The 21407-nt window shown below is 64.0% G+C and carries 19 protein-coding genes and 2 pseudogenes; 12 read left to right on the top strand and 9 right to left on the bottom strand.

From position 1 onward, the window contains the following. Nucleotides 1-101 precede the first annotated feature (101 nt). Nucleotides 102-335 carry a hypothetical protein gene (locus tag LPA34_RS25075; protein WP_228983550.1) on the top strand — a complete coding sequence of 78 codons (234 nt, stop codon included), beginning with the start codon at nt 102-104 and terminating at the stop codon, nt 333-335. Nucleotides 336-597: 262 nt separating this feature from the next. Next, complete coding sequence (locus tag LPA34_RS25070; protein WP_228983548.1) at nt 598-801, top strand: hypothetical protein; 204 nt, start codon at nt 598-600, stop codon at nt 799-801. A gap of 96 nt (nt 802-897) precedes the next feature. Here the strand turns inward: LPA34_RS25070 and LPA34_RS25065 are convergent, their stop codons facing one another. From LPA34_RS25065 to LPA34_RS25055, 3 genes are all read right to left on the bottom strand, one after another. Next, a complete protein-coding gene (locus LPA34_RS25065; RefSeq protein ID WP_228983546.1) occupies nt 898-1158 on the bottom strand; it encodes a hypothetical protein in 261 nt (86 codons plus the stop codon). Between the two features lie 43 nt (nt 1159-1201). After that, nucleotides 1202-1420 (bottom strand): hypothetical protein, encoded by a 219-nt coding sequence (locus LPA34_RS25060; protein WP_228983545.1) that lies wholly within the window; start codon nt 1418-1420, stop codon nt 1202-1204. Between the two features lie 72 nt (nt 1421-1492). After that, entirely contained in the window at nt 1493-1750 is a 258-nt protein-coding gene (locus tag LPA34_RS25055) for a hypothetical protein (RefSeq protein ID WP_228983543.1), read from the bottom strand. Nucleotides 1751-1952: 202 nt separating this feature from the next. On the opposite strand from LPA34_RS25055, the gene LPA34_RS25050 reads away from it, so the two are divergent. From LPA34_RS25050 to LPA34_RS25040, 4 genes are all read left to right on the top strand, one after another. Next, on the top strand, nt 1953-2192 hold the full coding sequence (locus LPA34_RS25050) for a TDT family transporter (RefSeq protein WP_228983541.1): 240 nt from the start codon (nt 1953-1955) through the stop codon (nt 2190-2192). A gap of 29 nt (nt 2193-2221) precedes the next feature. Next, nucleotides 2222-2356 carry a hypothetical protein gene (locus LPA34_RS26930; RefSeq protein ID WP_267478885.1) on the top strand — a complete coding sequence of 45 codons (135 nt, stop codon included), beginning with the start codon at nt 2222-2224 and terminating at the stop codon, nt 2354-2356. Between the two features lie 56 nt (nt 2357-2412). Beyond that, a complete protein-coding gene (locus LPA34_RS25045; protein ID WP_228983539.1) occupies nt 2413-3060 on the top strand; it encodes a hypothetical protein in 648 nt (215 codons plus the stop codon). Nucleotides 3061-3349: 289 nt separating this feature from the next. After that, complete coding sequence (locus tag LPA34_RS25040; protein WP_228983537.1) at nt 3350-5812, top strand: alkaline phosphatase family protein; 2463 nt, start codon at nt 3350-3352, stop codon at nt 5810-5812. A 218-nt stretch (nt 5813-6030) separates the two neighbouring features. On the opposite strand, the gene LPA34_RS25035 is transcribed toward LPA34_RS25040, so the two are convergent. Continuing rightward, nucleotides 6031-7149: a porin gene (locus tag LPA34_RS25035; RefSeq protein WP_228983535.1), complete on the bottom strand. Its 1119-nt coding sequence runs from the start codon at nt 7147-7149 to the stop codon at nt 6031-6033. A gap of 598 nt (nt 7150-7747) precedes the next feature. Here LPA34_RS25035 and LPA34_RS25030 point away from each other — a divergent pair. The 3 genes from LPA34_RS25030 (at nt 7748) to LPA34_RS25020 (ending at nt 10701) form a co-directional block, all read left to right on the top strand. Then, nucleotides 7748-8632 (top strand): MBL fold metallo-hydrolase, encoded by an 885-nt coding sequence (locus LPA34_RS25030; RefSeq protein ID WP_228983534.1) that lies wholly within the window; start codon nt 7748-7750, stop codon nt 8630-8632. Nucleotides 8633-8658: 26 nt separating this feature from the next. Beyond that, nucleotides 8659-9627, top strand: a complete 969-nt coding sequence (locus tag LPA34_RS25025) for an alpha/beta hydrolase (protein WP_228983530.1) — start codon at nt 8659-8661, stop codon at nt 9625-9627. A gap of 168 nt (nt 9628-9795) precedes the next feature. Continuing rightward, on the top strand, nt 9796-10701 hold the full coding sequence (locus LPA34_RS25020; RefSeq protein ID WP_228983528.1) for a LysR family transcriptional regulator: 906 nt from the start codon (nt 9796-9798) through the stop codon (nt 10699-10701). Between the two features lie 10 nt (nt 10702-10711). On the opposite strand, the pseudogene LPA34_RS25015 reads toward LPA34_RS25020, so the two are convergent. Then, a pseudogene (locus LPA34_RS25015) lies at nt 10712-11422 on the bottom strand (MlrC C-terminal domain-containing protein); the annotation flags it as partial. Beyond that, on the bottom strand, nt 11422-12351 hold the full coding sequence (locus tag LPA34_RS25010) for a LysR family transcriptional regulator (protein WP_228983522.1): 930 nt from the start codon (nt 12349-12351) through the stop codon (nt 11422-11424). The pseudogene LPA34_RS25015 and the gene LPA34_RS25010, both read right to left, overlap by 1 nt. Nucleotides 12352-12477: 126 nt before the next feature. On the opposite strand from LPA34_RS25010, the gene LPA34_RS25005 reads away from it, so the two are divergent. From LPA34_RS25005 to LPA34_RS27115, 3 genes and pseudogenes are all read left to right on the top strand, one after another. Next, nucleotides 12478-13446: a hypothetical protein gene (locus LPA34_RS25005; RefSeq protein WP_228983520.1), complete on the top strand. Its 969-nt coding sequence runs from the start codon at nt 12478-12480 to the stop codon at nt 13444-13446. Between the two features lie 102 nt (nt 13447-13548). Then, a complete protein-coding gene (locus LPA34_RS25000; protein WP_228983518.1) occupies nt 13549-14220 on the top strand; it encodes a glutathione S-transferase family protein in 672 nt (223 codons plus the stop codon). Between the two features lie 420 nt (nt 14221-14640). Continuing rightward, nucleotides 14641-15756 (top strand): annotated as a pseudogene (locus tag LPA34_RS27115) (amidase family protein); the annotation flags it as partial. Between the two features lie 166 nt (nt 15757-15922). Here the strand turns inward: LPA34_RS27115 and LPA34_RS24980 are convergent. The 3 genes from LPA34_RS24980 to LPA34_RS24970 all read right to left on the bottom strand — a co-directional run bounded on the left by LPA34_RS24980 (nt 15923) and on the right by LPA34_RS24970 (nt 21215). Beyond that, on the bottom strand, nt 15923-17236 hold the full coding sequence (locus LPA34_RS24980; protein WP_228983505.1) for an MFS transporter: 1314 nt from the start codon (nt 17234-17236) through the stop codon (nt 15923-15925). Nucleotides 17237-17418: 182 nt separating this feature from the next. Continuing rightward, nucleotides 17419-19074, bottom strand: a complete 1656-nt coding sequence (locus LPA34_RS24975) for a hydantoinase B/oxoprolinase family protein (protein WP_228983503.1) — start codon at nt 19072-19074, stop codon at nt 17419-17421. Continuing rightward, nucleotides 19071-21215 (bottom strand): hydantoinase/oxoprolinase family protein, encoded by a 2145-nt coding sequence (locus LPA34_RS24970; protein ID WP_228983501.1) that lies wholly within the window; start codon nt 21213-21215, stop codon nt 19071-19073. Before LPA34_RS24970 ends, LPA34_RS24975 begins: the two co-directional genes overlap by 4 nt. Between the last annotated feature and the right edge of the window lie 192 nt (nt 21216-21407).

Below are 21407 nucleotides of genomic sequence, written 5' to 3'. Positions count from 1 at the left end.
CCTGCGCCCCGCGGCCCCGCCCCCCCCCCGCCGCCCCCCCCCCCCCCCCACTTCGCATTCCATGCATTCCATGATTGCCTGGATGATCACCTGGGACCGTCATGACTCTCCTCGTCATCACCGATCTGACCGAAAGCGTCGAGCTCGACAGGCAGGCCATGGCCGCCATCGTCGGCGGCGCACGCATCGGCACGCATTACGTCGCCCAGCAGGTGTCCGGCGCGCTACGTGTCGTCGACTATCCACCGGGGTTTCCTGCCGCCCGGCAGGCGCCGCCCGCGCAATCCGCTACCGCTCCTCGCATCGCAGCGTCGCCTTCGTTACGCCACAAATAGCGCGGCTACCGTAGCGCGCGGATTCCAGCAGCAACGGGCCCGTCTGTTCGCCACACGCCAACACTTTGCGTGCAGCAAACGGCACGCGCGTGCGAATCCGCGACCGAAACAACGCCCGAAAACCCCGTCGCTGCGCGTTCTGAACGCACACTCAACCTGCGACGCGAATTCGTCCGCGCGCGTCGCTCCAATGGCATGGCCCTTGCACAACTGGACGCGGGCACACCACCGTGCTCATCCAGCCGCCTACAGGAGAACTGCCATGAAAGCCACTGTCGTTATCAAAGACCTCACGCCCTCCGTCGAAGACGCCCGCGAAGCCACGCTCACCGCCGACCAGATGAAACGTCTGGGCGGTGGCCGCGCGGTGCGCGTCGGTGTCGACGGCACGTCCACGGGTACCGTGGACGACTGGGACATCGACATCGGCATCTTTGAAGGACGCATCGGCGGAACCTGTCTGTAGGACGTTCGTCATGCCCGAAATTAAAAGAAGAGCCCCTCCGGCCGGACGCGGCGGGAGGGGCACGGTTTTTTTATCCGGCGCAAGACGCGCCCGCGGCTACAGCAGGCTGTAGCGGCTGCGCAGCGTGTTGATGATGCCGGCGGCGACTGGCATCACGGTGTCCTTCACGTCGGCATCGGTGTCGTCGACGACCTTCGTGTTGCCGCGCAGATACGGGATGTCCCAGTTGCAACCCTCGTTGTCTTCCTCCTGCTCCTGAATGCCGGTCGGGGTCCATCCACACGTGTGGGGATCCGATTCGAGCGCGGCGCTCACGAGCGCAAGCAGTTCCTGTTCCGTTCTGGCTTCACGCGGCATGTCGCTCTCCCTCGTCCTCGCGCGCGGAACCGCCGCGCCCGGTTCAGTCCCAGTTTTCGTCACACCATTCGATGGCCCACGCCTTCGCGCAGGAAATGGCGTCCGCTTCGCTCACGAACGAATCGATATCGCCGGAATCGTGCGCCGTGACGCGCCCGGCGCCCACTGCCGGCACCGTGATTCGCGCGCGCGCGACGTAGTGACCATCTTCGTCGTGCCGGGCCCGGCAATCGATATGAAATGTCTTGTAGTCGAACTGCATGGCAGCGTCCTTTTGTCTTGATGTTTTTCTGGTGTGCCCGCGAGTACGGGGTGCGGGCCGCGCGGGCCAACCTCAGTCTCCTAGCGGATCGGGCTCGCCGAGTGCCTCGTCGATCGCGCGCCGCGCGCGGTCCATCGCTTCGCCGACGGCCGCCGGCCCGGCGCGCACCGAACGGTAATGCTCCGGCTCGGAACGGGGTGCCCCGCTGCGCGTATCGTGGCCCGGCGCCGACGCGCGCTCGATCAGCAACGTCACAAACGCGCCGCCCGCGCGGTCGTCGCGCGTGCTGACCGTGATCGTGAAACCGCGATGTTCCTGCTGCTCGTCCATGATGCGTCTCCGGATCGGTGCAGAAACCCTAGCATGCGGTCAAAACCGCAAAAGGGAAAGACCCTGCAACGCCACACGTGAGACGAGCGGGCATGTTATTGCACCTGAACGGCATTCACGGTTTTCATACCGCCCCCTAAAGTGCTTCTCACGATGTGCCAGTGCAGCATGGCCGGCACGTGACGCAATTCAGGAGCTCATCATGAAAACCCATCGTGGTTCCATGCCAGTCGCTTTCTTCGGTATTGCAGTCGGATCGCTCGCACTCGTCGACGCATGGCGCGTGGCAGCGAAACTCTGGCCGGTGCCCGGCGCCGTCGTGGATCTGCTGACATTCGCCGCGCTCGCGACATGGCTTGCCATTCTTCTGACCTATGCGCACAAGTGGCTGCGCCACCGCACGGCCGCCTGTGGCAGGGTGGCCGGCCGCCGGAACGGGTAAACGCGGCCATCCGTCCCGGCTTTTTCATCGTGAAGACGGTGAGCCTGCTGGTGCAAGGCAAGCTTCTGCCCGCGGCGGTCGTGCCTGCGGCAGCGCCGGAAAACGGCGCGAGCCGCAACGCGACGGTCGTGCAACTGGCCGCACGTCGCATGCAATTCAAGTAAAACCCCGTTTGATCCGTTATTCACGACATCCTTTCAATCTGACGTCGGAGCACGGTTTGAACGATTCGAGGCTAGCCTGCGCTGTCGCTGTTGTTGCGTTTTCCATCACGGTGGCCGGATGTGTCACCACCCCGAGAGGGGCGCGGGTTGTCGTCCAGCCTGCCCCGCAACCCGTATCCGCGACGGTCGTCGTCGCACCGCAGCCTCTACGCCCGGCCGTCGTGGTGACGCAGCCGGTGGTGCGCGAGACGTATGCGCCCGCGCAATACGACGTGTATATCGCGGCGGCCACCGACCGGGATGTGATGTACGTGAACGGCAGCACGTACATCGGGTTCACCGGTTCCGACGGCAGGCGTCACCGGCAGTTCTACGCGCACGGCGACCATCGCCGGGACGTGTACCGCCGCAGGGCACATTTGCATGAAGTAATGGCGCATCACAACGGCCATCTGCCCGAACGGTACGCGCGTGACGAACATCATCGTGAGGTGGCGCGTCACGATGCGCACCGCGAGGCGGTGGCGATGCGTAAGCACGACCATCGCCACCCGTCAGGACCTCACGATGCGGGGCACGAGCACGGCCATGACGCGAGTCCGCATCGGGTCGCACAACATCCGCAGCACGGCGAGCACGGCCATCCGGTTCACGAAGCCGCCGGCAACCGGCATGGCACGGACCGGGATGCCCGCAAATCCTGATCCCCGGCGCGGGACCTGCCTGATCCCGCGCCGGAGTGCAGTGTCCGCATTCGGGAAACACACGGGCAGAGGCCCTGGCAACAGACTCGAAGGGCCTTGTCTGCCGCGAACGAATCCGCCAGCCATCACGCAAAGCTTGCTTCACACTCCGCGCAGCGCCTAATCTTCGCCATGGCGATTCATTCGTCGGAGGAAGCCGGATACCGCCGCAGACCTCGAACGGTCGTTCGTTCGCGTGGCGTATCCGTTGCGCCGGCAGCGCGACGCATGACACTCATCGGAGCGCCCCATGTTCCAGATTTCTGTCGTCAATCGCACGAGCAGCATTGCGGAGCGGGAAATGCATCGCGTGGTTCGCGCGATCAACCGTCAGATCGCGGAGGATTTCGAACCGTACTGGGCGTTCGGCGGCCGGCTGCGGGTCGAGGGGCCGACGGGCGCGGCGGCCGACCTTCAGCAACTGAACGAGCTGCGCGGCGACGCGATCCTGTACGTGCTCGATTCAGCGGGTTCGAACGACGCGCTCGGCTATCACGATCGCAATCTGTCGGGCATCCCGTACGGATTTGTGTTTCTCGATCTGTGCAAATCGCTGGGCGACGACTGGTCGACGACGCTTTCGCACGAAGCGCTCGAACTGGTGGGCGATCCGCAATGCAATCTGCTCGTACTGGGCCCGCATCCTGAAGTGCCCGATCGCACGGTGTATCACTTCTTCGAAATGTGCGACGCCGTGCAGTCGCAATGCTACGAGATCGATGGCGTGTCGGTGTCGAACTTCGTGCTGCCGCACTACTTCACCGCGGGCGAACAGGCTGGCGCGCGCAACGATTTCTGCGGGACCGGCCTCGCTTCGTTCGGCGTCAACCCGGGCGGCTATATCGGCTTCTTCGATCCGGCATCCGGCAGGAACCAGCAGTTTTTCGCGCACGATCCGAAGGCGGCCCGGCGTCTGCGGATGAAAACGGAATCTGGCAGCGGACGGATGGTGCTGCGCGACACGATGCTCGCCGCGACCCTCACCGCGACACCGCAAGGCGGTACCGGCGCGAACGGCGCGGCTCAGGGAACCGGCGATCGCGCAGCCGGCGTTGCGACGATGCAGGCAGCGACGGTCGCGGCATCGAACGATCCGATCCGGCACGTGGTTGTCCTGATGCTCGAAAACCGCTCGTTCGATCACATGCTCGGCGCGTTGCGCGCGTCGTTCAATCACGCCATCGACGGTGTGGATCCAGACAATCCGGGTACGAATCTCGACGCGAAAAACAACGTCACGTTTACGCAGAAGCCGATCGCCGCGCAGTTCGTCCGGAAAGACTTCAAGGTGCCCCATGAATTCGACAACGTAGAGGCGCAGATCAAGGACGGCATGGCGCATTTCGTCGATGAGTATCGCCGGATGAGCCCAGACGCGCCGGTTCCGGACGGCGATCAGGTGATGGCGTACTTCAGGGATGGCGAGCTATCCGCGCTCCATGCGCTCGCGAAAAATTTCACGGTGTGCGACCGCTGGTTTTCGTCGATGCCGGGTCCGACATGGCCGAACCGTCTGTTCGTGCATAGCGGCACCACGCTCGGCGACGTGCTGATGCCCAACGGCGCGTTCGATACCGTGCGGATGTTTTTCGGCCGCTACAGCCAGCCGACGCTATACGACAGCCTCGATACCAAAGGCATTTCATGGCGGATCTATCACGGCGGCATTCCGCAGTCGATCGTCCTGACGCGCCTGAAGAAGCGTCTGCTGACGAATCACTATCAGGTCATGGACAGTTTCTTCACCGATTGCAAAGGTCAGGCTGACAACTTCCCGTCGTATGCGTTTATCGAGCCGCGCTATTTCGCGGGCATGGGCGGTGTCGAGAACGACCAGCATTCACCTGCGGGCATCGCCGCTGGAGAGCAGCTGATCGCGGACGTCTATAACGCGGTTCGCGCGAACCAGGCACTGTGGGAATCCACGCTGCTCATCATCACCTACGACGAGCACGGCGGTTTCTACGATCACGTCCAGCCCCCCGCCGCGACGCCGCCCGACGATCACACCGACAACTACGCGTTCGATCACCTCGGCGTGCGCGTGCCCGCGATTCTCGTGTCGCCGTGGGTGCCGGCCGGCGTCGATCACACCGTCTACGATCACACCTGTGTGCTTCGCTATGCGTGCGACAAATGGCAACTGCCGCAGCTTTGCCGCCGGACGATGTCGGGGCCGGGGCTGAATCCGGTCGGCAGCTTCGCTTCAACGATATCGCTCGACAAGCCGCGCACGGATACGCCGGCGACAATCGCGGCGACGGGCGTCGTCCAGATGGCGGCTGCTGTCGCCGATGTGCCGTCGAGCTTCCACGACGCGCAAGCGGCGCTGGTCTCCTACGCCGAACTCGTGCAACAGGAGCAGCAGCGCAATACGGCTGGACCGCAAACGGCGGCGGCGCTGTTCGCCGCGAGAGCGCCAACCGGCGATGCGCAGCCGGCTATCGACCAGCGCGCGTTGAACGTCGAGCGCTGGATGTTCGCGGCTCAGGCGGCCAGCAAGCCGCCCGCTTCGCAAACGGAGATCACCGTGCCGCCCGGCACGGCCGTGGCGCCGGCTGTGGCTGTGGCTGCGGCTGCGACGTCACTGGATGGCAAGACCGTTGACCACGCTGCGCCCAATGCGACTGGCGTCGCCGTGACTCCCGTCACGCCAGCGCCGGCTGCGGCGAAGCGGCGACGCACGCCGGGCACGAAGCGGCCCCGGCAGTAACGCGGCCCGCTATTGCGCGGACGCTTTCGGCGCGACACCGGTTGCGTCCGAAAACTCACGATATGACCTTCGAAGACCCTGCCTGAGCGGCGCGATCACAGATCGCGCTTTCCCTCACGGAAAACCGCTCTCCTCACGCGTGACGTGAAAAGCACAAAGGCATCCGGCGGTTCCCGCATAGCGGATTGCCGGATGCCTTGTGTTCACGCGGCCACCGCTCAGAAGCGGTGCGTCATGCCGATCATCGCCAGCACCTGCTTCGTGTCCGTTGTGCTCACCGTGACGCCCGGCCAGCTGACCGTCGCGCTACCGTTGTTCTTCATGTAACCCGCGCGCATGTAGAAGGTCGTACGCTTTGAAATCGAGTGCTCCGCGCCGATCTCGATGCCCGGTGTGTTGTCGTGCGCGCCGCGCACGTTGCGCTCGATACCCGCGATCTCGATGACGTCCGCGGAGGTCACCTGAATGGTCGCGCCCAGTTCGGCGATACTCAGCGAATGCGCCGTACCGAGCCGCGCGGCGAGCGAACCTGGCGCCGGATCCTTCGAACGGTTATACGAATAGTTGAACTGGAAGTTCACGATGCCAAGCTGGTAACCCAGCGCGCCGATAAAGTGCTCGGTGCCGAGCAGGCTGAGCGGTGCCGGCAACGAGGCAATCGTTTCCTGCCCCGGATGCTGGTTCACATACGCAAGACCCGCGTAAAAGCCGTAGCCCGAATAACGCAGCCCGACGTTCAGCATGTTGCCGGTCGTTTCCTGCACCGGCTGGGTGATGGTCGACGAGAACGCGTACATGCCGAACAGCTTCAGCCCACGCATATCCGGCGACTGGTAAAGAATCGAATTGCTCGCGCGGCCAGGGTCGTACTGCGTCGACAGCGTGTTGCGATCAACCGCAAGCACAGCCGCGGAGAACGGCGACGCGACTTCGTTCACCCGAAACGGATCGGTCGGATAGACGATGCGAAAGCTCGGTTCGTACTGACGTCCGAACGACAGCGAGCCGTACGTCGCGTGATCCAGCCCGACCCATGCCTGACGATAGAAGAGCGACGACGTATCGGCGAACAGGCCACCCGTGTTGAGGTTGAAACCCGTCTCGACGTCGAACTGCGCCTTGAGGCCACCGCCCAGGTCTTCATTGCCCTTCAGCCCGAACAGCGAACCGGTCGAGCCGCCGCTTCGTTCGGAATACGAATGCTGCCCGCCGTTGTCGAGGTACTGGACGAGCGTATCGGCCACACCGTACAACATCACACCGGACTCGGCCGCCGCCGCGCTGCCGGCGACGAGAACCAGCGCGGCCCCGCAGATACCCTGACTGATCAAACGCATGCATGTCTCCTCTTTTGTGTCCGCCTGCAGCGGATCTGATTGCACAGCTTTCTGGTGTCCGGCGACCCCCGTGGGTCGTGCCGCTGGCGTGGCCTGTCCGGATCAAGGGTGACCGGTCATATCGAAAATAGAATGGACGTGCTAATTTCACGTCAACGGCATCTATTACACCAATGCATTATTTTCATCATAAGCTTGCAGAAAACGCATGCCGTCCGGCGCACGGAATACGGGCTTCGGGCCGCCAGAAAAGGTGCGTCCCGGTGGGTGCGAAAAACCCAGGGTATGCGATGAGTTGCGCGGTGCGCACGGTCTGACGGCAATACCAGGTGATGCCAGGTGATACCCGGTATGTGATGGAAGCATCGTGCGTGTCGCCAGTCTCACCGCGCCCATCGACGAATCCAGGCACGTCGATCCGATCCCTGGTGGCACTGACCGGGGTACCCCGCGGAACTGCTGATGAATTTCCCGACGTTCGTCTTTTAGCAACGATCCTTTCGCCGCGGCCTGCTTCCTCGCGCGGCCCGGCGGCGGCACCATGGCGTCCATGCCCCGACACCCCGCCGGGGTCTCCTCCAGCAGGACGAGCACTCAAGTGGACACCATTCAACGTTATCGGATCGGCAGCACGACGGTCACCCGCGTGACCGAACTGATTCTCCCCGAAGTACCCTCTGACTTTTTGTTTCCCGCCAGGGACCGGACGGTTCTGACGCACGACAGGCCGCGCTGGATCGGAGCGGAAAATGCGTCGGCCGACGGCCAGATACTGACGCTCAGCGTGCATAGCTGGATCGTTCAGACCGGCCGCCATACGATCGTGATCGACACCGGCGCGGGCAACGGCAAGAGCCGTCCACTCAATCCGCTGTTCAACCAGCTCGACACGCCGTATCTCGAACGCCTTGCCGCCGCCGGCGTGCAGCCCGCCGACGTCGACTTCGTGCTGGTCACGCATCTGCATGTCGATCACGTCGGCTGGAACACGATACGCAGTGGCGAGCGCTGGGTGCCCACCTTCCCGAACGCCCAGTACGTATTCTCCGAAGCCGAATACCGCTTCTACGCGGACGAACAGCATGTGCGGACGCCGAGTGCCGGCGTATTCGCGGACAGCGTCCAGCCGGTCGTCGATGCCGGCCAGGCGCTGCTGATCGACGCGGAACATCAACAGCCGGTCGACGGATTCACGTTTCACCGCACCAAAGGTCACAGCTTCGATCATCTGTCGATCAGCCTCGCGTCCGACGGCGAACACGCGCTATTTTCCGGCGACGTCATGCATCACCCGGTGCAGGTCGCGAAACCGGAATGGAACTCCGTGTTCTGCGAGTTTGGGGACGATGCGCAGCGCTCGCGCCTGTGGGCCCTGAACCATGCCGCGGACCACCGCGCGACATTCTTCAGCAGCCATTTCCCCGGCACGTCGGCCGGCGTCGTCGAACGCGACGACACCGGCTTCGTGTGGATTCCCCGTTAACCGCACACCCTCATCGGGCGATCATCATGACCAGCGACACAGTTATTCAGACCCGGGATTTCATGATTCCGGGCGACACGCCGGACATCGAACTGCATGTCCGCAACAAGCGGCCTGCCGGCCGCGAGAATTTCGGCGAAGCACGCACCGTGGTGCTGATGCACGGTGCAACCTACAGTTCCGGCAGTCTCTACGACACCCCGATCGAGGGCTATTCGTTCATGGACTATCTGGCGCACGCCGGCTTTGACGTGTATGCCGTCGATGTGCGCGGCTATGGCGAGTCCACCCGCCCGCAGGAAATGAACCTGCCGGCGTCGCAAAGCGAACCGCTGGTGCGCACCGAAACCGGAATCCGCGATTTCACGACAGCCGTCAACTTCGTGCTTCGCACGTCGGGCATTGCACGTCTGAACGTGATCGGCATGTCGTGGGGCGGCAGCGTCACCGGCGCGTTCACGGCGCGCAACGGCCACAAGGTGCGCAAGCTGGGACTCATCGCGCCGCAGTGGGTCAGCGACAGGCCGATCCCGCTTGGCGCCGGCGCCACGCCTGGCGGCTATCGCGTCGTACGCGCCGCCGATGCGCGCGAAAGATGGGTCGGGGCTGCGCCGCAATGGAAGCGCGATACGCTGATTCCCGACGGCGGCTTCGAAGCGTGGCTGGACAACACGGTCCGCACGGAACCTGACCCGACGTTACGCGCCAGCCAGTCGATCCGCGCCGTCAACGGACCCGTCCAGGATATCCGCGAATTCTGGGCGGTGGGCAAGCCTTTCTACGACCCCGGCCAGATCGAAGTGCCCGTGTTGCTCATCCATGGCGAATGGGATGTCGACGTGCCGCTGGCGTTGGCCCAGGACTATTTCGTTCATCTGACCGGCTCGCCCGACAAGCGCTGGCTCGAACTCGGCGAAGCCACGCACATGCTGGTCCTCGAAAAGAACCGCCGTCACGCGTATGACGCGCTGGCCGGCTTTCTGGGCGAGGCATGAGCGACACCGGCCCTGCCGGTGACACAGCAGGTTCGGGCGGGGCATCCGCTCGTCGGACTCTTCTTCCGGTGTGCGAGAATCCCCGGATGTCCATAGACCGAAGCGGACGATACGTGCCGCCTGTCCCCGATCCGCGATTGCATCGTGCCAACCCGACTGGTGTCGTAAATGGATAAACTCGCCGCCATGCAGGCGTTCGTCCGGGTGGTCGATTCCGGCACGTTCACCCGCGCCGCGGACCTGATGAACGTGCCGAAGTCCACCGTCACGCGTCTTGTCCAGGAACTCGAAAAAGACCTCGGCGTACGGCTTTTGCATCGCACGAGCCGACAGCTCACGTTAACCCAGGAAGGCCAGGCCTACTACGAAGGCTCGATCCGCATTCTCGACGAGGTCGGCTCGCTCGACGGCGGCGTATCGAGTGCGACCCGTTTGCCGAAAGGCAAGATCAAGGTCGAGTTGCCCGGCTCGCTCGCCTGTCAGGTCGTGATGCCCGCGATGCCCGATTTCTTCGCGCGCTATCCGGATGTGCAGGTCGAAATGAATATCGGCAACCGGCCGGTCGATCTGATCGCGGAGAATATCGATTGCGTGGTGCGGCTCGGGCCGTTGCTCAACGATTCGCTGATCGCAAGGCCCGCGGGCACGTTACCCTTGATCATCTGCGCCTCGCCTGCGTATCTTGCGCGTCACGGCATGCCACGCGAACCGGCCGGTCTGTCGCAAGGTCACACGATCGTGCGCATGACGTCGCCGCGCTCGGGCCGCGACTTCGTGTTTCAACTTGCACGCGACGATGCCGTGGTCGAGGTCCACGGCGCCCATCAGCTCACGGTCAACGATTCGGGCGCGGCGCTCGCGGCAGGCATTGCCGGACTCGGCGTGCTGACCACCTACGCGTTTCTGGTCGAGCCGCATCTGCAATCCGGCGCGTTGCAACGGCTGTTTCCGGCCTGGCATGCCGGCCAGATTCCGGTTCATATCGCTTATCCGGCGAACCGGCATCTGGCGTCGAAGGTGCGGGTCTTCGTCGACTGGGCGATCACGCTGTTTCGCGCGATGCAACCTGTCTGAGCGCGCGTAATCAGCCTTCGAACGCCGGGCCCATCGGGCGCATTCGCAGGCCACGCGGCAAGCGGGTCCACGGCAGATCGGCCGGGTCCGCGATCATCGGACCGGGTGCCTTCGCGACCAGCACCGCATGTGCGATGGGTTCGAAATCCGCCCGAAAATGCACGGAGCTCTTGTTCACCAGAATACCCATCGTCTCCGGCTCGATTCCGGCGACACGGTAGAGGTTGCGATCGAGCATCTGTGATTTGACCGAACTCACTGCGATCGACACGCCGTCGATCCGCAGACAGGCGACCGGGCCAAGATCGACCTCCATGCCGTGCATCATCGGCCCGTCGAACCGGCATTGGCCATCCGTCACGGAGACGACCTCGAACGAGGCGCACAGCGGTCCGTCGCCTGGCACGCCCGATGTGCCGCCGAGCGCGACATCGATGCGCGCGCCGATACCCGCCCGATGCGCTTGCGCCGCGGCGGCCGGGTCCCAGATCAATCCGGCCGCGGCCCATTGCGCGCCGTTGCGCAGCAGCGCGCGCACCATCCCCATCGTGTTCGAGTCGCCGCCCGCGCCGGGGTTGTCCTGCGTGTCCGCGATCACAACCGGTCTGGTAGCAGCCGCACTCAGGCGCATTGCTTCGCGGACTGCCTCGTCGGATGTCAGGAACGGAACTTCCCACGCGGCTTCCTGATCGACGATCGCGCCGTACAGCGCGTCGAGCGCTACGCGCAGCGCGGCAAAGGCCGGTCCCAATACGGCGGATCGCCGATGTGCCCGCGAATATGCTCCAGAAACAGACGCGCCCTCGTCACGTGCGAGCGGCCAGGCAGGCGAACCGCGTAGATCGCGGGGGCGTCCTTGACGGCGTTGCCGTCGTCGGACGAAAACAGCGACACGAGCCGACCTTCATGCAAGCAGTCGCCGACCAGCCAGCTCGCCAGATGCACCACACCCAAACCCGCGACAGCAGCGTCGAGCAGGGTCTCCGTGTCGTCGCACTGAAGGCGTCCGCTGACCGGCAACGGCGCGCCGCGGTTCAGACCCGGGAAGGTCCACCAGCCAGGCGGCGTCGGCTTTGACGACACCGTCAGACATTCGTGATCGACCAGTTCCCTGAGCGTGCCCGGGCGCCCGGCTTTCTCCAGATAGGCCGGCGCGGCACAGACCAGCCGCCGTAACGGCGCGAGCCGGGTCGCCACGAGATCGCCATCCGTGAGGCGCCCGATCCGTATGGCCAGATCGACACGCTCGACCGAAAGATCGATCACCTTGTCGCTCAGTTGAAGATCGACCTTCATGTGCGGGTATTTCATCAGGAACGACCGCACAGCAGGTGCGATGTGCCGCCGTCCGAAAGCCGACGGCGCGGCGATGGTCAGCACGCCGCGTGGTTCGGCATCGCTGCTGGACAGGAAATCGCGCGCTTCGGTCAACTCCAGCAACACGTTGCGCGCCGTGCCGAGGAAGTGCTGCCCGGCGTCGGTCAACACCAGCCTTCTCGTTCCCCGTCGAAACAGCGGACGCCCCAGTTCGGCTTCCAGACCGTCGATCCTGCGCGTCACCGACGACACCGCGACGTCGAGTTCGCGCGCAGCCGTGGAAAAGTTGCCCGCCTCGACAACGGCGACAAACACCTCCAGGTCTTTTAGCATCCAGCGCTCCACTCTTGCATTTATTGCAATCTGACTTTGCATGTTAGCCGATTGTTTAGCAATTCCCGCAAAAGCACAATCACGTCATCGAATCGACGGCATGGTGCCGGGAAAAAGGAAACGATCATGAAAACTCGCAACATGCATTTCATCGCACGGAAGCTGTGGACCGGCACGGTGCTCGCGGCGACCTTGCTGGCCTCGAACCTGGCGATCGCCGGCGACATCACATTCACCGCCGACCAGGCCTATCCGGAAAGCGTCACGTGGTCCGCTCGGCAACACGTCTTCATGGTGGGCTCGGTCCGGCACGGCACGGTTGGCAAGGTCACGCCGGACGGCCGGTACACGGTCTTCATCAAGGACAGCCGTCTCGTGTCCACGCTCGGCCTGCTGGTCGACGACCGACGCAACGTTCTGTGGGTCACCAACTCCGATCCGGGCGCCGGCGAACGCACCAGTGAGGCCACGCGCGGCAAGCTGGCGGCCGTGGCGACCTACGACGCCACCACCGGAGCACCGCGTGCCTACTACGATCTGTCGAGTCTCGATCCGGGTGCGCATCTGGCCAACGATCTGGTCCTCGACGCCCGCGGTAACGCGTATGTGACCGACAGTTTCGCGCCGGTGATCTACCGCATCGACACAAAGGGACACGCGTCGATCTTCGCGCGCGACGCACGCTTCAAAACCGGCGAAGGCTTCAACCTGAATGGCATCGCCATACATCGCGACGGTTATCTGCTGACCGGCAATTACAACTCGGGCGAATTGTTCCGTGTCGACCTCAACGATCCGTCGAAAATCGAACCGGTGAAATTGTCAGCGCCGTTGAAAGGCGCGGACGGATTCAACCTGATCGACGGCAACCATCTTGTCGTCGTGCAAAACGCGGGCGTGGATCAGACCGTCGAACTGGTTTCCACCGATGGCTGGCATAGCGCCACGATTGTCCGCAAACAAAAAAGCGAACAGTCCATGCCCACTGCGGCCGTGAAAAAGAATGGTCAGGTGTACGTGCTGAACTCGCGGATCGACACGCTGTTCAAGCCGGATGCACCCAAGGTTAGCGAATATATCCTGCAGCAATTCTAGACCGGCACTTTCCCAGGCATAGGCGTCAGGCAAAGCCCACTGCCTCGCGGCCTTTGCCAATGCCTGCCTTTGATCCGCTCAATTCAAACTGAAGGAATCCCCATGTTGACCCTTTACTTCCACCCGACGCCGAACGGCACGAAAGTCGCATTGATGCTGGAAGAACTGCAGTTGCCGTATAACCTGCAACCCATCGACATCTTCAAGGGAGAGCAGCACGCACCTGAATTCCTGAAGATCAATCCGAATGGCAAAGTACCGGCGCTCGATGACGACGGCATCACACTCTTCGATTCTCACGCGATCCTTCTGCATCTCGCGGAGAAACATGACAGGCTGATGCCGTCCGCGCCAGCTGGGCGCGCGGCGGCGCTGTCATGGCTGCAACTTGTTGCGACAGGTCTGTCGCCGTTCTCCGGTCAGGCCGTGCATTTCCTGCACTACGCGCCCGAGCCGCTTCCGTATGCCCGCAACCGCTATGTCAAGGAAGTCGAACGGCATTACCAGGTACTCGATCGACGGCTCGCTGACACGCCTTACCTTGCCGGCAACCAGTATTCGATTGCCGATATCGCGCTATGGGGCTGGGCAAATTCAGCGGCCTATATCTTCGGTGAGCAAGGTCTTGCCGACTATCGACATGTGAAACGTCTCGTCGATGAAATTTCAGCGCGCCCCGCCGCCGCACGCGTCAATGCGCTGAAGAGCAGCCTGACGCTCAAGACCGAAATGGACGACGACGCCCGGCGCGCGATGTTTCCGCAAAATCAATAGCGTCTGAATGCACCAGCCGGAATGCGTGTGAAATGAAACGCCTGCCGGCTGGTGCAACCCGCCCGGAGACGGGCGTTGTACGAGTGTTGCTCCCAGAGCAACACGCCCTGCCAGATGTTGATCTTGCCGGTCCATTTTTGGGTATGGACCATAAGCACAAATGGCGGAGGTCGCCCGTTTTTTCGGGCGCATGAGCAGCGGCGCGAACCGCGCCTATGCCGCACTGCGCACCCTCGCGATGCAACGGAACATGAGCCTCGAGGATTTGTGCATCGCGTTAGCGACGGCACCATGAGGCAACGTGTCCCCTGGTTGCCCTGAAGGCAACGTACCCTTTCCAAAGTTGCACTTGCCTTAACCGGGTTACGCAAGGATGCTGCTGAACGGAACACACCGTGCTCCGTTTCTCCGGGCAAACCCATGACGAGCGATTTTCAGATGACCCATTCTTCTTCGTATCCGACCGGTCGCCCACAGGGTTGGCGCGCTCACCTCGAACGCGCAGTCCAGCGGCGCGATGAAATCGGCGCATGGACACAGCTGGATCCCGCCGCGATCGAACGGGAATTCCTCGCCTCGGGAAGTGAAGGCGGAAAGCCGCTCGCCGGCCTGTCGGTTGGCGTGAAGGACATCATCGATGTCGCCGGCTTCGCGACTGGCTGCGGCTCTTCCGCCTGCGCGGATCACGTCGCGTTCGCGGATGCCGCGATCGTTGCCATGCTGCGGGATGCCGGCGCGCTGATATTCGGCAAGACCGCGACGGCGGAGTACGCGTATCTGACGCCACCCGTCACGCGAAATCCAGTCGACCGGCGGCGCTCTCCAGGCGGCTCGTCGTCCGGTTCCGCGGCGGCCGTCGCGGACTTTCAGGTTGAAGCGGCAACCGGAACCCAAACGGCCGGATCGATCATCCGCCCCGCTTCGTTTTGCGGAATCGTCGGATACAAGCCCAGCCACGGCATGTTCAGTCTCGCTGGCGTCAAGCCGACGTCGAGAAGCCTCGACTGCATCGGATGGATGGCACGGGATGTCTTCACCACCAGATCCATCTGGTCCGCGCTCAGGCCGCTCACGGACCGGGCGCCTTCCAGGCCGCCTGTTCTGGGAATCTGCCGCACGGGAAACTGGCCACAGGCTTCGCCCGAACTTCGTACCGCGCTGCTGCGCCTCGCGTCGGCGATCGGTGCATCGAACGAAGCCGCGTTACCGGCCGGCCTCGATGCGCTGCACCACACCATCATGAAGTTCGAGATGCGCGCCGAGCTCACCACCGAACGGCTGCAGTTCGCGGATCGACTGAGTCAATGCCTGTTCCAGTTCCTGAACGACGATCCGGTTAGCTTCGACGACTACCGGAAAGCGCTCGAGTCGCGTCGCAGCATCGATATCGAGGCGATTTTTTCGAACGCGGACATTCTGGTCACACCGGCGGCGCCGGGTGAGGCCGTCGAGTATGGAAGCACCGGAAGCCCGATCTTCAATCGTGTCTGGACGCTGCTGGGCCTGCCGTGCATCACCCTCCCGTTCGCACTCGGCGCTCATGGACTGCCGCTTGGCGTCCAGCTCGTCGCCAGACACGGCGACGACGAGCGCCTGTTCGACGCTGCGCTGGCAATCGAGCAATTCATTCGCGATACCCGGCCGGCGTACCGCCGGGTGCGGCGGGGGGCGTGCCTTTTTCGGCCGCCCCGCGCCTCTTCGCTCAGTTCAACGTCACGCCTCTCGTCTCCGGGCCGAGCAGCGCAATCGTGCCGGCCGCCAGCGCGAAGCAGCCTGCACCGATCGCGAAGGCGCCTGATGGGCCCGTCAGCGGCAGCATCAACGCGATGCCGGACGGGCCGATGATCGAACCGATCCGCCCGATCGCCGACGCCATGCTCGATCCGGTTCCGCGCGATCGCGTCGGGTACAGTTCCGGCGTGTACGCATAGATGACCGACCACATGCCGAAAACGAAAAACTGCATCGCCAGTCCCGCGGCGATCAGGAGCGCGAGATCCGCGCGATGGCTGATGCATTGGCCGTACACGAACGCCCCTGCCGCGCTGCCGAGGAGATAGGCTATCGCGGTCGGTTTGCGACCCCAGCGTTCGAGCGCGTATGCCGCCGCCATGAAACCGGGAATCCCGGCACACGAGATAAGCACCGTATAGAAGATCGATTTCGTCGCCGCATAGCCCGCCTGCTGCAACAGCGAAGCGAGCCACGACGTAAGACCGTAGAACCCGAGTAGCGTCAGGAACCAGACGATCCACAGCATCAGCGTGCGCTGGCGGTAATCGGGATGCCAGAGATCGCCGAGCGCCGACAGCCACCGGTGCCGCGTGTCCGCCTCCAGCGTCACGACGCCGATCACCGGCTCCGGCAGCCTGAGCAGGCCCGCTGCGCGCATCACCTTCGATTCGATGAGCGCCATCACGTCTTCCGCCTCGTCGAGGCGTCCAGCCGCTTCCAGCCAGCGCGGCGATTCCGGCACCATGCGGCGGACCACGAACAGGAAGAGCGCGGGCACGGCGAGCACCAGGAACACGCCCCGCCAGCCCACGAGCGGCATCAGGAAATAGACCAGAATCCCGACCCCGATGAAGCCGACCGGCAGGAAACCTTCGAGAATCGCGGTGAAGCGGCCGCGCAGATGGGTCGGCAGATACTCGGCGATCAGCGCGAGCGCGATGGGCAGTTCCATGCCCATGCCGACACCGAGCAGGAGCCGCGCATTGAGCAAGCCGGTATAGGTCGTCGACAGACCGCACAACAGGCTGCCCAGCCCCCACAGCAGCATGCTGAACTGGAAGATCGGCTTGCGGCCAAAGCGGTCGGCCAGAATGCCCGCAATGCCGGCACCGAAAAACATGCCAAGCAGACTCGCGCTGGCGAGCACGCCGGCCTCGGCCACGCTCAGCCCGAGTTCCGCCTTGATCGTGCCGAGCATGTAGGCGAGCGCCGCGGTATCCGCCGTGTCGAACAGGAACGCGGTCGCCACGACCGCGAATAGCAGATATTGGTAACGGCTCATCGGCAACCGTTCCAGCCGGGCGCCCGCATCAGGTTTCGCTACTTCTCTGTCGTTTCTCATTTCCCAACCCTCTCGTTCAGGATGACATATCAATAAAGCTGCGTGCACTGCCTTTTGCTCCCGTCTGGTGGCGCTGTGCGCCTCGCGCATAGGCGCCGCGCCGTGCCGCCAGCCCAGGCTGCTCAGGTTGTGCCGTATATCGCTTCCGAATCGCGCGACGACACCAGCCCGCTGGCGACATCGAAACGCACGTGCAGAGGGTCCCGTTCGCGCGGATCGCCGCGGCCCGCGCCGCCCGGCGTCATGATGACGAGCCGTTCGCCCGCGGCCACGCTTTGCGCGCCCTTACCCTTCAGCCGCTCGCCGGAGCGCAGGCCGACGAATCCCGCCGCGCCGTCGTGGCCGCCGTCGTGGCCGCGTGGCGGGAAATCGATCCGGTCGAACGACGCGAGGATCTCGAAGCGTTTCTCGCACGCGGACTCGATTTCGATGATCTGCCCCAGTCCACCGCGCGTCCTGCCCGCTCCGCCTGAGCCTTCGCGCAGCTCCTTGCGCCAGAACACGAGCGGCGTCTGTGTTTCGGCGATCTCCACAGGCGTGCAGGCGAGGCTCGTCGGAAATGCAGTCGCCGAGAGACCGTCGCGCGCTTCGCGTGCGCCGGTGCCGCCGTTGCTGGTGAAGCCGAGCGTGAAGCCGTATGTGCCTGCGGCGACGTCCGGCGTTTCGCCACGCAGCGTGATCAGCCACACGGCTGCCGTGCCTTCGGCCGGCACACGCCCGGGCATGATCTGGCGCAGGCAGCCGAACACCACGTCAGGCAGCATTTGTCCAAGCACGTGGCGGGTCGACACGGGGGCCGGCCGCGCGGCATTGAGGATGCTGCCGGGCGGCGCCGCCACCGTGAATACCGACAGCGAACCGGAATTGTTGGGAATGCTGCCGGATACCGCGCATGCCAGACCAAACAGCGAATAGGCGGTGGCATAGCTGACCGGCACATTGATTCCGCGCGCCGACTGCGCCGAGCTGCCCTCGTAATCCACATGAATGCCGTGATCGGAAACCGTCAGCGCGGCATGAATCTCGATCGGCGAACCATAGCCGTCGACGGTCATCACGTTGTGCCACGTGCCTTTCGGCAGCTTGCGGACCTGTTCGAGCATGGCCTCGCGCGAGCGCTCCAGGATGAACTGCCCGGGCGCGTCCAGCGACGCCAGGCCAAACTCATCCATCATTTCGACGAGCCGCTTTGCACCCACTGCATTGCACGCGGCAAGCGCGTATGTGTCGCCCTCGGTCTCCATCGGCTGGCGCGTATTGCCGCAGATCATCTCCATCAGCGTGCTGTTCAGTTCGCCGCCGTCGAACAGCCTGAGCGGCGGGATATACAGGCCTTCCATGTAGACGTCCAGCGCATCCGGACCGAAGCCGAGGCCACCGATATCCATGATGTGGCTCGTCGCGCAGAAAAGCGCCACCGCCTCCCCCTCGCGGAAGCACGGGGTCACCATGACGAAGTCGTTCAGGTGCCCGGTGCCCATCCAGGGATCATTGGTCAGGAATACGTCGCCGGGCCGCATCGTGCCGAGGGGATAGCGGCGCAGGAAGTGCTGCACCGATTCGGCCATCGTGTTGACGTGACCCGGTGCGCCGGTCACCGCCTGCGCGAGCATGCGTCCCTGCGTGTCGAATACGCCGGCCGACAGATCTCCGCACTCCCGGACGATCGGACTAAACGCCGTGCGCAACAACGTTTGCGCCTGTTCCTCGACAATCGCGATCAGGCGATGCCACATGGTCTGCAATTCGATGGTTTGAAGCGGGTCGTACGTGTTCATGCGCGGTCTCCGGATTGCTGTTGCTGCTTGCGTTGCAGGATGATGTTGCCGTGGCGATCGATTTCGGCATCGAAGGTGGCCGTCACGAAAGTAGTGGTTTCGCGCTCGACGATCAGCGCGGGCCCGCTCACGCGCGCATCGCGCCCCAGCGTTTCGCGCCGGTACACCGGCACCGGTATGCGCGCGCCGCTGTGTCCGTCGAAATATTCGCGTTCGCCTGCAGCCACCGCCGCAGCCGGGCAATCCGGTGCGCGGACACTGGCGCACGCCGCACCGCTGTGTGCGCTGACGTTCACCGACCAGCTGAGGATCTCGACCGGCGCGCCGGGAATGGTGCGGTTGAAAAGTCGCGTGTACGCAGTGGCGAAACGCTCGCCGAGGATCTGGGCACAGGCCGCCGGATCGTCGCCGCTGGGCGTATCGACGGCGATCTCGTGCCCTTGCCCGACGTACCGCATGAACGCGACGCGGCGCACCTGCATCGGCGCGCCGGCTGCGCCCTCGCGGACCACGGCACGCGCTTCCGTTTCCATCGCGCCGAGCATCGTCCCGACCGCACCGGCATCGAAGCTGTCGAGGCGCACGTGATAGCTGCGCACGATCTCGTAGGCAACCGGCGCGCGCAGGAATCCCACCGCTGAGCCGACGCCCGCACCCGGCGGAACCAGCACGCGGCTCGCGCCGATCTTTTCGGCGACCCGCGCGACGTGCAGCGGTGCCGCGCCGCCAAACGCAATCAGTGTGCGATCGGCGAAGCCCTTGCCCTTCTCGATCGCGTGCGCGCGCGCCGCGCTCGCCATGCTCTCGCACACCATCTCGTAGACAGCGAATGCAGCCAGTTCCGGCGTCATTCCCGCGGCTCCGGCTATCTCCGACTGCAGCGCCGCGCGCGACGCCTCGACGTCGAGATGCACCGATCCGCCCGCAAACGCGGCCGGATCGATCAGTCCGAGTACCACATCGGCATCGGTGACGGTGGGCTGGGTACCGCCCCGGCCATAGCATGCGGGGCCCGGCACCGAACCTGCGCTCTGCGGACCGACCACGATGTTCTTCAGCGCATCGATGCGGGCGATCGAGCCGCCGCCCGCACCAATCTCGACCAGATCGATCACGGGGATGCGCAACGGCAAGCCGCTGCCTTTCTGGAAACGCGCCGCGCGGTCGACTTCATAGACGCGGTCGTGATCCGGATTGAACTCGTCGATCAGACAGACCTTGGCGGTCGTGCCGCCCATGTCGAACGCGAGCACCTTGCGCTCACCGGCGATACGCGCGACATCGGCGGCGAAGATCGCGCCACCGGCCGGCCCCGATTCGACCAGCCGCACGGGGAACTGGCACGCGGTTTCCACCGACGTCAAACCGCCGTTCGACGTCACCAGGTACAGCGGTCCGCGAAAGCCGACGGCATCGAGCGACGTGCGCATGCGCCCCAGATAGGCCGACATCAGCGGCTTGACATACGCGTTCGTCAGCGTGGTCGAGGTGCGTTCGTATTCGCGGATCTCCGGGCAGACCTCGCTCGAAATCGAGATCGACAGTTCGGGCAATGCGCGCGCGACGATCTCTCGCGCGCGCTGCTCGTGCGCCGCGTTCGCATAGGCATGCAGGAAGCAGATCGCCACGCTTTCCACGCGCTGCGCGTGCAGGAAGTCGATGTGACGGTGCAGCATGCGTTCGTTCAACGGCAGCAGCACGTCGCCCTTCGCATTCATGCGTTCCTCGACGGTGAGCCGCAGCGCACGCGGCACCAGCGGCACCTGTTTCTCGATCTGCAGGTCGTACTGGTCGTAACGCCCCTCGGTGCCGATCTCGACGATGTCGCGAAAGCCCATCGTGCCGATCAGCGCCGTCCGCGCGCCGCGGCGTTCGAGCACCGCGTTCGTTGCCAGCGTGGTGCCGTGCACGAAGACGTCGATGTCGGCGAACACGAGACCCGCGTCGTCGAGGACGAGCTGGGCGCCTTCGAGCACTGCGCGTTCGGGCTGCTCCGGCGTGGTCAGCACTTTCTTCGTGAGCCGTCGCTCACCCGTTTCCAGTACGACATCGGTGAACGTTCCACCGATATCCACCGACAGCCGGACGCGCGGCTGGCCTGATGCCACGACAGCGCCGGCAATGTCTCTTTCGTTGTGCATCTTCTTTCTCCAGGGGCGAATCGTTGCGACACACCGTGGACGTACCGACGATCCAGAAAACGCCAGGCAACACGAATCCCGCGGGCGCCGCACGAGCGGGTCCGACGTCGAAGTTGAACGAATGTGTCTTACGCTGGAGTTACATTAGTAAAACGCCGGCGTTTCGTCAATGTATCAATATCGCAAAAGTGC

It is taken from the genome of Paraburkholderia gardini (assembly GCF_907164575.1).
Lineage (GTDB): Bacteria > Pseudomonadota > Gammaproteobacteria > Burkholderiales > Burkholderiaceae > Paraburkholderia > Paraburkholderia gardini.
The sequence above is the reverse complement of the archived record's forward strand: the minus strand, read 5'-3'. Positions and strand labels throughout refer to the sequence as shown.